The 14,801-nt window shown below is 63.5% G+C and carries 13 protein-coding genes and 1 pseudogene; 8 read left to right on the top strand and 6 right to left on the bottom strand.

The genetic code is table 11. The annotated features are described in order from the left end of the window. The first annotated feature begins 166 nt into the window (after positions 1-166). Both CQ12_RS12325 and CQ12_RS45005 read left to right on the top strand, forming a co-directional pair. Complete coding sequence (locus CQ12_RS12325; RefSeq protein ID WP_057835580.1) at positions 167-1,633, top strand: flavin-containing monooxygenase; 1,467 nt, start codon at positions 167-169, stop codon at positions 1,631-1,633. Between the two features lie 171 nt (positions 1,634-1,804). Continuing rightward, positions 1,805-1,957, top strand: a complete 153-nt coding sequence (locus CQ12_RS45005) for a hypothetical protein (protein WP_198164132.1) — start codon at positions 1,805-1,807, stop codon at positions 1,955-1,957. A gap of 146 nt (positions 1,958-2,103) precedes the next feature. Here CQ12_RS45005 and CQ12_RS12320 read toward each other — a convergent pair whose 3' ends face one another. From CQ12_RS12320 to galE, 5 genes are all read right to left on the bottom strand, one after another. Beyond that, entirely contained in the window at positions 2,104-2,505 is a 402-nt protein-coding gene (locus CQ12_RS12320) for an ACT domain-containing protein (RefSeq protein WP_057835579.1), read from the bottom strand. Between the two features lie 83 nt (positions 2,506-2,588). Continuing rightward, positions 2,589-2,903 (bottom strand): EthD family reductase, encoded by a 315-nt coding sequence (locus tag CQ12_RS12315; RefSeq protein ID WP_057835578.1) that lies wholly within the window; start codon positions 2,901-2,903, stop codon positions 2,589-2,591. 263 nt (positions 2,904-3,166) lie between these two features. Beyond that, positions 3,167-3,868, bottom strand: a complete 702-nt coding sequence (locus tag CQ12_RS12310) for a fumarylacetoacetate hydrolase family protein (RefSeq protein ID WP_057835577.1) — start codon at positions 3,866-3,868, stop codon at positions 3,167-3,169. Between the two features lie 45 nt (positions 3,869-3,913). Further along, positions 3,914-5,734 carry an ABC transporter ATP-binding protein gene (locus CQ12_RS12305; protein WP_057835576.1) on the bottom strand — a complete coding sequence of 607 codons (1,821 nt, stop codon included), beginning with the start codon at positions 5,732-5,734 and terminating at the stop codon, positions 3,914-3,916. A 103-nt stretch (positions 5,735-5,837) separates the two neighbouring features. Then, positions 5,838-6,851 (bottom strand): UDP-glucose 4-epimerase GalE, encoded by a 1,014-nt coding sequence (galE, locus tag CQ12_RS12300; RefSeq protein ID WP_057835575.1) that lies wholly within the window; start codon positions 6,849-6,851, stop codon positions 5,838-5,840. Positions 6,852-6,978: 127 nt separating this feature from the next. On the opposite strand from galE, the gene CQ12_RS12295 reads away from it, so the two are divergent. Continuing rightward, positions 6,979-8,025, top strand: a complete 1,047-nt coding sequence (locus CQ12_RS12295) for a glycosyltransferase family 4 protein (RefSeq protein WP_057835574.1) — start codon at positions 6,979-6,981, stop codon at positions 8,023-8,025. Here CQ12_RS12295 and waaF read toward each other — a convergent pair. After that, complete coding sequence (gene waaF, locus CQ12_RS12290) at positions 8,007-9,071, bottom strand: lipopolysaccharide heptosyltransferase II (RefSeq protein WP_057835573.1); 1,065 nt, start codon at positions 9,069-9,071, stop codon at positions 8,007-8,009. The genes CQ12_RS12295 and waaF overlap by 19 nt on opposite strands. Before the next feature lie 164 nt (positions 9,072-9,235). Between waaF and rfaD the strand changes: the two genes are divergently transcribed. The 5 genes and pseudogenes from rfaD to CQ12_RS12265 all read left to right on the top strand — a co-directional run. Beyond that, positions 9,236-10,213: an ADP-glyceromanno-heptose 6-epimerase gene (rfaD, locus tag CQ12_RS12285; RefSeq protein ID WP_057835572.1), complete on the top strand. Its 978-nt coding sequence runs from the start codon at positions 9,236-9,238 to the stop codon at positions 10,211-10,213. An 18-nt stretch (positions 10,214-10,231) separates the two neighbouring features. Then, complete coding sequence (rfaE1, locus tag CQ12_RS12280; RefSeq protein WP_057835571.1) at positions 10,232-11,704, top strand: D-glycero-beta-D-manno-heptose-7-phosphate kinase; 1,473 nt, start codon at positions 10,232-10,234, stop codon at positions 11,702-11,704. After that, positions 11,701-12,996, top strand: a complete 1,296-nt coding sequence (locus tag CQ12_RS12275) for an O-antigen ligase family protein (RefSeq protein ID WP_245309874.1) — start codon at positions 11,701-11,703, stop codon at positions 12,994-12,996. Before rfaE1 ends, CQ12_RS12275 begins: the two co-directional genes overlap by 4 nt. A gap of 86 nt (positions 12,997-13,082) precedes the next feature. Further along, positions 13,083-14,300: an O-antigen ligase family protein gene (locus tag CQ12_RS12270; RefSeq protein ID WP_157088170.1), complete on the top strand. Its 1,218-nt coding sequence runs from the start codon at positions 13,083-13,085 to the stop codon at positions 14,298-14,300. Positions 14,301-14,388: 88 nt separating this feature from the next. Then, positions 14,389-14,801 (top strand): annotated as a pseudogene (locus tag CQ12_RS12265) (capsular biosynthesis protein); the annotation flags it as partial.

The following is a 14,801-nucleotide window of genomic DNA, read 5'->3' as shown; positions in this document are numbered from 1 at the left end:
GTCGGTTGGACCTATCATGGTTTGGCTTCAATACCGACGCTTCGCGGCGGAAAGGCCGTCGAATTTGGCCGGCATTTCGATACATCATGTATCGCTGCAGTAAGCACACAATGCGAGTTGCAATTTCTGCCTGCTGGCCATTACATCTGGACGCAGGGAGAACGCCATGACCGATACGGCAGAACATTTCGACGTCCTCATCGTCGGCGCGGGCCTGTCCGGCATCGGCGCGGGCTATCATTTGCAGGAGAAGTGCCCGGGCAAGAGCTACGTGATCCTGGAGGGGCGCGACTGCATCGGCGGCACCTGGGATCTCTTCCGCTATCCCGGCATCCGCTCCGACAGCGATATGTACACGCTCGGCTATTCGTTCCGTCCCTGGACCGAGCCGAAGGCAATCGCCGACGGTCCGCGGATCCTGAATTATGTGCGCGAGACTGCTTCCGACAACGGCATCGACAAGAAGATTCGTTTCCATCATCGCGTGAAACGTGCGTCGTGGTCGTCGTCGGATTCGCGCTGGACCGTGGAAGCCGAGCGCACGTTGGGCGAGGGCGCGACCGAGCTGGTGCGATTCACCTGCAGTTTCCTGTTCATGTGCTCGGGCTATTACAAATACGAGGAAGGCTACACGCCGGAATTCTCCGGTACCGCTGACTTCGAAGGCCAGATCGTGCACCCGCAGAAATGGCCGGAGAACCTCGACTATGCGGGCAAGCGCGTGGTCGTGATCGGCTCGGGCGCCACTGCGGTGACGCTGGTGCCGGAGATGGCGAAGACCGCCGCGCACGTCACCATGCTCCAGCGCTCGCCGACCTATGTGGTGGCGCGGCCGGCGGAGGACGCGCTCGCCAACAAGCTGCGCAAGAACCTTTCCGCCAAGCTTGCCTATCACATGATCCGCTGGCGCAACGTGCTGTTCGGCATGTATTTCTTCCAGCTCTGCCGCCGCAAGCCGGACCGCGCCAAGCAGTTGATCCTTGGCGGTGTGAAGATGGCGCTGGGACCGGAGTATGACGTGGCTAAGCATTTCACGCCGCGCTACAATCCGTGGGAGCAGCGGCTCTGCCTGGTGCCGGACGGCGACCTCTTCAAGTCGATCCGTGACAAGCGCGCTTCGGTCGTCACTAGCGAGATCGACAGCTTTACGAAGCGCGGCATCAAGCTGAAGGGCGGCAGCGAACTCGAAGCCGACATCATCGTCACCGCAACCGGGCTGGTGCTGCAGGTGCTCGGCGGCCTCGAGGTTACCGTCGACGGCCGCACGGTCGATTTCGCGCGGACGCTGAACTACAAGGGCATGATGTATTCGGACATTCCGAACCTGGCCTCGGCGTTCGGCTACACCAACGCGTCGTGGACGCTGAAATGCGATCTGACCTGCGAATATGTCTGCCGCCTGATCAATTACATGGATCGCAACGGCTACAAGCAGTGCATGCCGCATAATGTCGACCCTGATGTCACCGAAATGCCGTCGCTGGATTTCTCCTCCGGCTATGTGCAGCGCTCGATCGCCAAGCTGCCCAAGCAGGGCTCGAAGCGGCCGTGGCGGCTGTATCAGAACTACGCGCTCGACATCGTTACGCTGCGCTACGGCAAGGTCGATGACGGCGTGATGCAGTATTCGTGACGCCGAATTGGGAACCGTGCTTGGGAGCGGCTGCGTCCGCTCGTCCCATGCGTCGTTTCGCGTATACGTAGTCGTCTTCGAATCGTCCAACATGTCCTCACGGTTAACGCCGGATTAACCGGCGTGGCGCACGCTGTGCAGCCTGCGGCCCCTGACAGCACGAGGAAGCCCATGGACGCTCAGCGAATTGCCGTCGATGCCATCGTGGCGCTGACCGATTGCGACCGCGAGGCGGCCGCCGCCTTCGTCCGCAAGTGCTATCTCGCCGGCGTCCGCGATCCCAAGCGGCTGACGTTCAAGGGCCTGCAGGCGCTGCGGGGCTGAAAGCGCGGTGTTTCGGCGTTTTCGTAGGATGGGGTTCGCTTCGCTCTACCCATCCTACGCAGATGCGGTTTCGCGCTCTCGCAACATGAACTGCCGTAGCGGGGAAATCCTCCCGGATGTAGCTGCGCTCATCCGGACTACGGCAGCTACGCTTGCCTCGACATGGAAAGTAGATGTCGCAGCGCCTCATCGGCTCTGTGCTCGGGCACAAACAGATGATCGTGATAGAAGGCCGATACCGCATTCACGCTGATGTCGGCTTCCGCCAGGCGGCCGGTGACTGCCGCTAGAAACCCCACGGCTTCAAGCGAGGAATGAACGGTAAGTGTGATCAGCCGCGACGCACATTGATAGGTAAGCCCGGAGCTCTCGGCTTCCTCACGCCGCACCACGAAGCTCGTTCCCTCGCGTTCCCGGAAGATGTGCACCGGGGTGAGGGTAGCCGGAATTTTCTCGTCGCCCGGGATGCTGCAAAAGACAAAGACGCCTTCGTGCATCTCGGGCTTCATGTTCTGCAGCAACGTCGCGAGATTGCGGTCGCCCGGCATGGTCTGTCTTTCAAGGCGCACGCCGCGAAATCGGCGGGTTACGCTTTCGCGAACCCGCCACACATGGCCACGGCTTCCGATCGTCAGCCGACGACGACTTCGCTGATCTGGATCACCGGAGACTGGTCGGTGTAGTTCGGGATATCGGCCATGATCTCCTTGGCATGCGGTCCGAAGCCGGCCTGGAAGGCTTCGATCGAGTCGCAGAAGATGTGACACATGCCGACATAGGCCGCGGGCGCGCCGGGCGCGCCGCCGGCGAGGCCCTTGTCGACCGTGTAGGACTTGCAGGCATCGCCCATGCGCGCCTTCACCAGCGGCATATGCTTGTCGCGATAGTAGTCGTGGTCGAAACGCCCGCCGGGCGTATTGGGATACATTACGCTGACCTTGATCATGGACGTGCCCTCCGTGTTCGCCGTTATGCTCCGGCAATAGCGAAAATCTGCGGCAGTTTTGCGGATCTTGCAACCGGTGCGTAGGATGGGTGGAGCCAACGGGTCGCGCGAATGCGCGCCCGATCACAGGCTCCGCGATACCCATCAGTCCCGAGGCTAGTAACGTGATCGGTACCGCTGCGCTCCGCCCATCCTACGGCAGCAGCGAAAAAAGCCCCGGAGCATGTCCGGGGCTTTGGATTTCGTGACGGTTTCGGCGCTCGCTATTCCGGGTTGCCGATATTTACCTTCAGCGTGCCGACGCCGTCGACGCCGCATTCGAGCTTGTCGCCGGGCTGGAGCTGCGAGACGCCGGCCGGCGTCCCCGTCATGATGATGTCGCCGGCGGCGAGTTTCACCTGCTGCGAGAGCTGCCAGATGATTTCTGGCACGTTCCAGATCAGTTCGGTGAGGTCGCCCTTCTGCGCTTCCTTGCCGTTCACCGTCAGCCAGATCTTGCCCTTGGCGGGGTGGCCGATCTTGGAAGCCGGCTGGATTGCCGAGCAGGGCGCCGAATAATCGAACGACTTGCCGATTTCCCAGGGACGCTCCTTCTTGCGCGAGGCGATCTGCAGGTCGCGGCGGGTGAGGTCGATGCCGACGGCGTAGCCATAGACATGGTCGAGCGCCTTGTCGGCCGGAATGTTGAGGCCGCCGCTCTTCATCGCGACGATCAGCTCGACCTCGTGATGCAGGTCCTTGGTCAGCGGCGGATAGGGGATCGTGGCGCCGTCGGGCACCAGCATGTCGGCGTGCTTGCCGAAGAAGAACGGCGGCGCGCGCTCGTCATTGCCCATCTCGCGGATATGCTCGAGATAGTTGCGGCCGACGCACCAGATGCGGCGCACCGGATAGGTGCCTGTCTCGCCGACGACGGGAAGCGTGGGCTGCGGAACTGCTGATATGACGTAGGAGGCTGCGTTCATGAAAAGGGTCTCGAGAGGTTACAATAGGAAACCGGCGGGTCGCTTTTACGCGGTTGCGCTGACCGGCGCCAGACTGGGCTGACCGGCATCGCGCTGCTGCAGGCGGAAGAACGAGGCATAGCGCCCGCCGCGGCGCAGCAAATCGTCGTGCTGGCCGCGCTCGACGATCTCGCCGGCCTCGACCACCAAAATGGCGTCGGCATGCATGATGGTGTGCAGGCGGTGGGCGATCACGATGGTGGTGCGGTTCCGGCAGAGATGCTCGATCGCCTCCTGCACCGCCTTTTCGGATTCGGAGTCGAGCGCCGCGGTAGCCTCATCCAGCAGGATGATCGGCGCGTTCTTGAGCAGCGCCCGCGCCACGGCGATGCGCTGGCGCTGGCCGCCGGAGAGCTGCGTGCCATGCTCGCCGACCGGGGTGTCGTAGCCGAGCGGAAAGCCCATGATGAAGTCGTGCGCGCAGGCCGCTTTCGCGGCGGCTTCGATCTCGTCCTGGCTGGCACCTTCCTTGCCAAACGCTATGTTGGCGCCGATGGTGTCGCGGAACAGATAGACGTCCTGCCCGACATAGCCAGTCTGGCGGCGCAGCGACTGGCGCGACACGCCGGAGATCGCCTGGCCGTCGATCAGGATTTCGCCCTGCTTCACTTCATAGAGGCGAAGCAATAACGCCAGCACCGTGGACTTGCCGCCGCCGGACGGGCCGACCAGGGCAGTGGTCTTGCCGGGCTCGGCGACGAAGCTCATGCGAGTGAGTACCGGCTCGCCTAGCCGGTAGCCGAAGGTCACGTCGCGGAACTCGACCCGCGCGTCAGTGAGTTTCAACGCCGGCTTGTCACTGTCGTCAGGCTCGCTCGGCGGGCTGTCGACGATTTCGAGCAGTTTTCGCGCGCCGATCAGGTTGCTGTTGAGCTCGATGTTGAGCCGCGCCAGCCGCTTGGCCGGCTCATAGGCCAGAAGGAACGCGGTCAGGAATGAAAAGAACTGGCCGGGCGAAGCGCCCATCGCGACCACGCGATAGCCGCCATACATCAGGCCGCCGGCGATAGCGAAGCCGCCGAGGGTTTCCATCAGTGGGCTGGAGCGGTTGGAAACGCGCGCCATCTTGTTGGCGTTGCGCTCGACCGCGGTGATGCTGGCGTCGATCCGCTCGCGCATCGCCTGTTCGAGCGTAAAGGCTTTCACGGTGCGGATGCCCTGCAGCGATTCCTGCATCGTCTCCATGATGTCGGCGGTGCCGGAGAACTGGTTGTGCGCAAGACCCTTGATGCGCTTCACCAGCTTGCGCAGCACGATCATCGCCGGCGGTGCCACCGCAAAACCAAGCAGCGCCATCATGGGATCGGTCATCACCATGACGACGACGAGCGCAATCAGCGACAGCAGATCGCGGCCGATCGCGTTGATCAGGAGATTGAGCACCTGCGTCACCGCGGTGGCGCCAGCAGTCAGCCGCGCCAGGAATTCCGATGAATGTCGCTCGGAAAAGAACGCGATGTTTTCGCTCATCAGCTTGGCAAACAGCGCCCGCTGGTTATTGGCGAGGATCGCATTGCCGATCTGCGACAGGATCACGGTGTGGCCGTAGGTCGCCGCACCCTTGATCGTAAAAATGACGACGGTGACCAGCGACAGGAGCGCGATCCCGCGCACATCCTTGTCGACATAGGCCTTGTTGATGACTTCGCCGAGCAGGTAGGCGGAACCCGCGGTCGTCACCGCCGCGACCCCCATCAGCGAAAAGGCGAGCAGATAGCGCCGCCAGTAGGTGAGCCCCTGTTCGGCGACGAGGCGCCGAATCAGGATCGCCGCACCATAGGGGTCGTCGGTGATTTTCTTCGGAGTTTCTTTTGGAAGTTCGGTCATCCGCGTTCCATCGACGGCGCCGGGCGAACCGGCGCGTCAGGCCTTAAGCGGTGACTCCTTGCCTGCTTAGCAGGGCTTTTTCAAGCCCAATAAGTGCTTGATTTCACGCCGATTGCGCGTGCTGCGGAAGGCCGCCGCGCTCGCTGAACAGCTTCTTTTCCCAGGTCAGCGCATGGCCCGCGATGGTCTCGAGATTGTCGTATTGCGGCGTCCAGTCCAGCATGGCGCGGATGCGGCTGGTATCGGCGACCATGGTCATGATGTCGCCGGGGCGGCGCGGCGCGTATTGAACCGCGAAATTGCGCATCGAAACGCGGCGCACGGCCTCGATGGTTTCCTTGACCGAATAGCCGCGGCCGTAACCGCAATTCAGCGTGATCGAGCCTCCGCCGTCGCGCAGGTATGACAGCGCGGCGCGATGGGCCTGCGCGAGATCGCTGACATGAATGAAATCGCGGATGCAGCTTCCATCCGGCGTCGGATAATCGGTTCCATAGACGTCTACCTTGGCGCGCTGCCCCGTCGCGGCTTCGACCGCGATCTTGAGCAGATGCGTCGCGCCGACGGTGGAAAGGCCGCAGCGTCCTTTCGGATCGGCGCCCGCGACGTTGAAATAGCGCAGCACGACGTACTTCATGTCGTGCGCGCTGGCGACGTCATGGAGCATGATTTCGGTCATCAGCTTGGACGAGCCGTAAGGCGACATCGGCCGCGTCGGCGCATGCTCCGATACCGGCACCTGGTCCGGATTGCCGTAGACGGCGGCAGTCGACGAGAAGATGAAGCGGTTGACGCCGCCCTTGACTGCGGCGTTCAAGAGGCTGCGGGTCGTCATCGTGTTGTTGCGGTAATAGCCGAGCGGATCGCGCATCGAATCCGGCACCACGACCGAGCCTGCGAAATGAATGATGCTTTCGACGCGGTGCTGGGCGATCACGCCCTCGACGAGGTTTTCGTCGCCGGCGTCGCCGATGAACAGCGGCACGGGTCGCGGCAGGAAGGCAGAAAAACCGGTCGACAGATTGTCGATCACGACGACGCTTTCGCCGGCATCCGCCAGCGCATGAACCATATGACTTCCGATATAGCCGGCGCCGCCGGTGACGAGCACGGTCATAGGCCACCTCTCCCGATTTATTTAGGTCGATGCTAGCGGGGCTGCGGTGAAGAGGGGGTTTCGGCGCAGGCGAACTGGCCACTATGCTTAATGTTGCGTATAGGAACTTTCCCAACCGGAGCCGGACGTGCCTGTCGAGAACAATTTGGCCAGTGATCTGCAGCTGATCGTGCCGAATCTGCACAGGCGCTACTCGGGCGTCACGGCGACCAACCGGATGGTGGCGCCGATCCTCGCCACAATGTACCGCGCGGCATGGCTGGGCCCGCACGCGCCCGACGGCATCGCGCGGATGGGTTTTGCGGATCTGTTGAAGTGTTGGCGGCACCGCACGCCGCTGATCTGGCATGCGCGGCGCAATGACGAGATGATCGCGGGGCTGCTGCTGCGCGCGCTCGGCTGGCCGCTGAAACTGGTCTTTACGTCCGCCGCGCAGCGGCATCACAAGCGGCTGACGCGCTGGCTGATCCGGCAGATGGACGCCATCATCGCAACGTCGGAATTGTCGGCATCGTTTCTCAAGCGCGAGGCGACGGTCGTGATGCACGGCGTCGATACGATGCGCTACGCGCCGCCGGCTGACCCCGCGGCAGCGTTTGTGGAAACGAAACTGCCGGGCCGCTACGCGATCGGCTGCTTCGGCCGCGTGCGCGCGCAAAAGGGCACGGATGTTTTCGTCGAGGCGATGTGCCGGCTGTTGCCGCGCTATCCGGATTTCACTGCCGTGATCGTCGGCGCGGTCGTGCCGGAGCAGCAGGGATTTGCCGACGGCCTGAAACGGCAGATCGAGGCCGCCGGATTGCAGTCGCGCATCATCATCACGGGCGAGCTCGAAATCGAGCAGGTGCAGCGCTGGTATCAGCGGCTGACGATCTACGCCTTCACCTCGCGCAACGAGGGCTTTGGCCTGACGTTGATCGAGGCGATGTCGTCAGGCGCGGCGCTGGTGGCGGCGCGCGCGGGCGCGGCGCAGTTCGTGGTCGAGGACGGCGTGACCGGCGTGCTGACCCCGCCGGGCGATGCCGACGCGCTGGTGGCCGCGCTCGAGCCCTTGATGCGCGATCCGGCCGCAGCGATCGCGATGGGCGAGCGCGCGCGAAAGCGCGTCGTTGAAAAATTCAGCCTGGAAGCGGAAGCGAACGCGATCGCCGCGGTTTATCGGACGCTCGACTGAGCCATCACGCGCTGCGCGATGTCAGCCACCTCGGACGCCGCGATGTCGCGCATGCAGCGGTGGTCGTTCATGGTGCAGACGGTGCGCTGGCAGGGCTGGCAGGACAGCTTCGATTTGTTCTGCAGCACCGTCGCGGCAAGGCCGTTCAGCGGCGCCCACAGATAGGGGCTGGTCGGGCCGAAAATGCCCATGGTCGGCGTGCCGATCGCGGCCGCGATGTGCATCAGGCCGGAGTCGTTGGAGATCGCCACATTCGCTGCCGCCATCGCCAGGACGCCGTTGCGCAGATCGGTGCCGGTAAGGTCGCGGGCCCTGCCGCCGGTGGCGGCGACGATTTCCTGCGCCAGCGCCTTCTCGCCGGGACCACCGACCACCCAGACGTCGAGGCCGCGCTCGATCAGCAGCCGTGCTGCTTCCGGATAATAGGTCCATCGTTTCGAGGCGCCGACGGAGCCGGGGCCGAGTGCGACCGCAGGCCCCGATCCCAGCCCGTTGGCCTGCCGCCAGCGGGCGGCTTCCTCCGGCGGAACCGCGAGCTGCGGCACCGGCCATTCCGGCGGCAGCGGCGCGTCTGATGGCAGCGCCAGTGCGGCGTTCTTGTCGATGAAGCGGGGCAGGGCCTTCTCGCCCCAGCGCATCCAGTTGATCAGCCCGAATCGTGCCTCGCCGAAAAAGCCGACGCGCTCGGGGATTCCTGCCAGCGCCGGCGCGATCGCCGCCTTCCAGGTGCGGGGCAGGACAAGGGCGGTTCCGTAGCTGCGGGCGCGGAGTTCGGCAGCGAGTCCCCTCTGCCTGGCGATAGCAAGCCGGCTGCGGGGCAGGTCCCAGACGATGCCCGCCCGGACACCGGGCATGTAATCGACCAGGGGGGCGCACAGGGGGGTCACCAGCAGGTCCACCGGGCGGTTCGGCCAGCGCTGTTTCAGAACCCGCACCACCGTATGACCGCGGACGAAATCGCCAATCCACATATAGGGCACGATCAGGATCGGCCTGGTATCGGCGGCATCCTCCAGTTCGATTTCATGTGATGAATTTGAATTCATGACTTGACGGGTTCGCCGCTAACCGATTACGGCACCGTCGGTAACCGCTCCGCATCGGCAGGTAAAGTCGGTCGATGGGCTTCGCTTCGGCCTATGAAGCAAAGTTGCCTGCCGGCCGGGAGTGGGGCAAAGCTTTTTGCCTAACAATCGAGGCAGGGGATGGCATGTTGCTGGTGACCGGGGGGGCCGGTTTTATCGGGTCGAACGTCGTGGCCGCGTTGAATGACGCCGGGCGGGACGTGGCCGTGTGCGACGTGCTCGGGCACGACGGCAAATGGCGCAACCTGGCCAAGCGCCGGCTCGCCGATTTCGTGCCGCCTGCGGAACTGATGGACTGGCTGAAGGGCCGCCGGCTGGAGGCGGTCATCCATCTCGGCGCCATCTCCGAGACCACGGCGACCGACGGCGATCTGGTAATCGAGACCAATTTCCGCCTGTCGATGCGGCTGCTCGACTGGTGCACGGCGAACGCCACGCCGCTGATCTACGCGTCCTCCGCCGCCACATATGGCGACGGCAGCAGCGGCTTTGGCGACGACCAATCCATGGATGCCTTGAAAAAGCTGCGGCCGATGAATCTCTACGGCTGGAGCAAGCATCTGTTCGACATGGCGGTGGCGGAGCGCGCCGCGCGCGGCGAGCGGCTGCCGCCGCAATGGGCCGGGTTGAAGTTCTTCAACGTGTTCGGCCCCAACGAGTACCACAAGGGCACGATGATGAGCGTGCTGGCGCGGCGTTTCGACGACATCAGGGCCGGTCGCCCCGTGCAACTGTTCAAGTCCCATCGCGAGGGAATTGCCGACGGCGACCAGCGGCGCGACTTCATTTATGTCGACGACGTCGTGCGGGTGACGATGTGGCTGCTCTCCACGCCTGGTGTCAGCGGCATCTTCAACGTCGGCACCGGCACCGCGCGCAGCTTCCGCGACCTGATCCTGTCGGCCTATGCCGCGCTCGGCGCGCAACCGAACATCCAGTATATCGACATGCCCGAGCAGATCCGCGGAAGCTACCAATACTTCACCCAGAGCGAAGTCGATCGGCTGCTGCGCGCCGGGTACAATGGCGGCTTCACGGCGCTGGAAAACGCGGTCGAGACCTATGTGAAGGTCTTTCTCGACCGCGCCGATCGCTTTCGCTGACGGGCTTGAGGTGGACAGATGTTCGATTTCGAAGCCCTGAGCCAGGCGATCCCGCGTCAGACCGTGCTCTGCGTCGGCGACCTCATGCTCGACGAGTTCGTCTATGGCGAGGTGTCGCGCGTTTCGCCGGAAGCGCCGGCGCCGGTGATCGCCGTCCAGCGCAGCGAGACCAATGTCGGCGGCGCCGGCAATGTCGCGCGCAACATCGCCTCGCTCGGTGCACGCTGCATCTTCGTCGGCCTGATCGGCGAGGACGAGGCCGGCGCGAAGCTGAAGGCCGATCTGGCGAGGGAAAATCTCATCGAGGCGGTGCTGGTCTCCGATTCCTCGCGCCCGACGACGCGCAAGGTGCGCTTCGTCTCCGAGCATTTTTCCACCCACATGCTGCGCGCGGATTGGGAACTGTCCGTGCCGGCCTCGGCCGATGTCGAGCAACGGCTGATCGACACGATCCTGCCGCAGGTCGCGCGCGCCGATATCGTGCTGCTGTCCGACTACGCGAAGGGCGTGCTGACGGCGCGCGTGATCCGCAACATCATCGATGCCGCAAAGAAGCTCGGCAAGCGCGTGATCGTCGATCCCAAGAGCGCCAATTTCGCGATCTACCGTGGCGCCACGCTGCTGACTCCCAACCGCAAGGAGTTTGCCGAAGCCACCCGCAGCCGCGCCGACAGCGATCAGAACATTGCCGGCGCGGCGCAGGACGCGATGGTTCTCGCCGATTGCGAGGCGATGCTGGTGACGCAAAGCGAGCACGGCATGACGCTGGTGGTGCGCGGCGGCGAGGCGATCCACGTGCCGGCGCTGCCGGTCAAGGTGCGTGACGTCTCCGGCGCGGGCGATACGGTCGCCGCCGCGCTGGCGCTGACGCTTGCGGCCAGGGCGGATTGGGAAACGGCGCTGCGGATGGCGAATGCGGCGGCGGCCGTCGCGGTCGGCAAGAAGGGCACCGCCACGGTGACGCCGGCGGAACTGCGTCGCAAAATCCTGCCGCATGCGTCGCTGGCGGCCGAAGAAAAGATCGTGCCGGCCGGAGGCGATCTCGATGCGCATCTTGCGGACTGGCGCTGGCAGGGGCTGCGCATCGGCTTCACCAATGGCTGCTTCGACATTCTGCATCCCGGCCACGTCAAGCTGCTGACGGCCGCACGCGGCGCCTGCGACCGCCTGATCCTCGGCCTCAACAGCGATGCTTCGGTGAAGCGGCTGAAGGGCGAGGGGCGTCCGGTGCAGGACGAGCGGGCGCGCGCCGAAGTGCTGGCGGCGCTGGAGGCGGTCGATCTCGTCGCGATCTTCGAGGAAGACACGCCGATCGAACTGATTGCGAAGGTAAGGCCAAGCGTGCTGGTCAAGGGCGGCGATTACACCCGCGAGCAGGTCGTCGGCCACGAGATCGTCGAGGCCGCAGGCGGCGAGGTCATGCTCGTCGACATTCTGCCGGGCCACAGCACGACGTCGCTGGTCGGCCGCGCACGGGGAGGCAATGCGTGAGCGTTAGTGCTGTGGCGCCACCAATGTCCCTGGTGCGACAATATTGGCGCGACCAGACGCTGTGGATCACGATTGCGGATGTGTTCGCCATTCTGGCCGCGTTCGCGCTGCCCTGGTCGACGACGGTGTTGGCGATCTTCGTGCTCTGCTGGCTCGGCGCCGTGGCCTGGGTGATGGACTGGCGGGCCTACGGGCGTTTGCTGAAGCAGCCGATCTGCTACTTGCCGCTCGCGCTGTTTGGTCTGGCCGCCGTGGGTACGTTATGGGCGGACGCAGCGTGGAGCGTGCGGCTTGCCGCCATCGTCCCGACCCTCAAGCTCCTGGCGCTGCCGGGGCTGTTCTATCATTTCCAGCGGTCGTCGCGCGGGATGTGGGTCTTCATCGCATTCCTGGTGTCCTGCGCCCTGGTGATGGTGATGTCGTGGGTCGTTGCATACGATCCCAGTTTTTCGCTCAGGTCTGACCAGACCGACACGCGGGGCGTTTTCGTCAAGAACTACATCGACCAGAGCCAGGAGTTCGCGTTATGCGCGGTGGTGCTGATCTATCCGATCATAAGGTTCGCGCGGGCTGAGAAACTTCTGCCGACGCTGCTGCTCGGCGTGGTCGCGGTCTGCTTCATCGACACCATGGCGTTCATCGTCGCTTCGCGGTCGGCAATGGTCACGATTCCGGTCATGCTGGTAGCGGTTGCGCTGGTTCACATGAGACCAAGAAACAGCCTGATCGTTATTGGTGTGATGATCGCTCTGGTGGGGTTGCTCTGGGTTACCACGACCGACCTGCGTTGGGGGGCCAAGCGGCTCCTGAAGGACTATCAGCAATACAGGACCGAACAACGCGTGACGTCGATCGGCTTGCGGCTCGAGTTCTGGCAAAAATCCCTGCTGTTCATTTCGGAGGCGCCGGTCATTGGTCACGGCACGGGCTCGCTGCCCGGGCTTTTCAAGCGGGAGGCGACCAGTTACTCCAAATCCGAATCGTCCGCCGGCTCCATTATAAGTAATCCTCATAATCAGACGCTCAATGTCGCCGTGCAGTGGGGCGTCATCGGCGTGATACTGTTGTATGCGACGTGGCTGTCGCATCTGCTACTGTTTCGTGGCAATGATTTCGTTTCCTGGATCGGGTTGCTGGTGGTCGTACAGAACATGTTCACCTCCCTGTTCAACTCGCATCTCTTCGATTTTCATGAAGGCTGGATGTACGTGCTTGGCGTCGGCGTTGCCGGCGGCATGACGCTTGCGGCCAAACAACGCGGTAAGAAAGCGGCTCCGGTGACGCGACCATGAGTGTCGACGGTGAGCGCGGGGAAAAGCGCTCGATCAGTTGGATTCCCTCGCGGGTACTTGCGTTCCGCCACGATCCGGCGGCGCGGATGCTAAACGTCGACCTCATTGCGGTCGCGGTTGCGGTCATGTTGCCGTGGTCGACCAGCGGCGTCGGTATCGGCATGGCGATATGGTTTTTCGCCCACGTCGCGGTGGTCGAATGGCGCCCGTTCCTGCGCTCGTTGCTGCGGCCGATTTGTGTGCTTCCGATTGCGCTCGTGTTATTGGCCGCGATCGGAACCCTCTGGTCGGATGCGCCCTGGAACGCTCGTACCTATGCCTTGAGCCCGACGACAAAGCTGCTTTTTTTGCCGTTCCTGTTCTATCATTTCGAGCGCTCGACGCGCGGCATGTGGGTCTTCGTCGGCTTCCTCGTTTCCTGCGCGCTGCTGGTGCCGGTGTCCTGGCTGGTGCTGCTCGAACCATCCCTCACGCTGAAGGGGGAGGATGCGGAGCGGGGCATTTTCGTCAAGAACTACATCGACCAGAGCCAGGAATTCGTGCTGTGCACGGTCGTGCTCGCTTTCCCCATCATCAAGCTGCTGCGAGACGAGAAAATCAGACAGGCATTGTTGCTGACCGCCGTCGCGGTCAGTTTCATCCTCAACATGGCATTCGTCATCGTGTCGCGCACGGCGCTGGTCACGCTGCCGATCATGCTTGCCGTGTTCGCGATGGTGCATTTGAGGTGGCGGACCAACGTGCTGCTGTTCATCGCCGCCGTCGTGCTCGGCGCGCTGGCCTGGACCTTGTCGCCGCAGTTGCAGGCGACCACGGAAAGGTTCTCGCGGGAGTATCGCATCTACAAGGAATTCAATCAGCCGACGTCGATCGGGCTGCGATTGGAATTCTGGGAGAAGTCGCTGCGGTTCTTTGCCGAGGCGCCGGTGATCGGTCACGGCACGGGATCGACGCGACGACTGTTCGAGGCGGCGGCGACCGGCCCTGCGGTGCTGGCGCAGGGGTACGTGATCGGGAACCCGCATAACCAGACCCTCAACGTCGCGGTCCAGTGGGGTACCGTCGGGGTCGTGATCCTCTACGCAATGTGGTTTTCTCATTTCTCGATGTTTCGCGGCGCGGGGCTGGCGGCCTGGATCGGGCTGATGGTGGTGCTGCAGAACGTGGTCAGTTCGCTGTTCAACTCGCATCTGTTCGATTTTCACGAGGGTTGGATGTATGTGATCGGCGTCGGGGTGGCCGGTGGTATGGTGCTGCGCGCCAGATCCGGGGCCGCCGAATCTTCCGGAACAGGCTCGGCATGATCGCTGGCATGCGCGCCGGAGATAAGATATCAGCGGGCAAGGGGATGCGCCTTGCGAATCCCGATCGTTCCCGCAGCCGGCCATTGGAATGACGCCTCTTTCGCAACTAACCCGCCGCAATTTTCTGATCGCAGCGCATGATGCGCTGGCGACGGCGCTTGCGCTGCTGGCGAGCTTCTACCTGCGCTTCGAGGGCGGCGAGGCGTTCTATGCCCGCCTACCGCTGTTGCTGCGCATCCTGCCGCTGTTCGTCATCTTCAGCGTCGTGATCTGCTACGTCTTCAACCTGACGACGACGAAATGGCGTTTCATTTCGCTCCCCGACGCGCTGAACATCCTGCGCGTGGCGTCCGTTCTGGCGGTCGCGCTCATCGTGCTGGACTATGCGTTCATCTTCGGGGCATCGAACGGCAAGGCGCCGGTGCTGTTCGGCCGCATCACCATCGTTCTCTACTGGTTTCTCCAGATATTCGCGCTGAGCGCGCTCCGTTTCGGCTACCG

Source organism: Bradyrhizobium jicamae (assembly GCF_001440395.1).
In the GTDB taxonomy this organism is placed as follows: Bacteria; Pseudomonadota; Alphaproteobacteria; order Rhizobiales; family Xanthobacteraceae; genus Bradyrhizobium; species Bradyrhizobium jicamae.
Note: the sequence above shows the minus strand (reverse complement) of the source record. Positions and strands in the feature narration are given on the sequence as shown.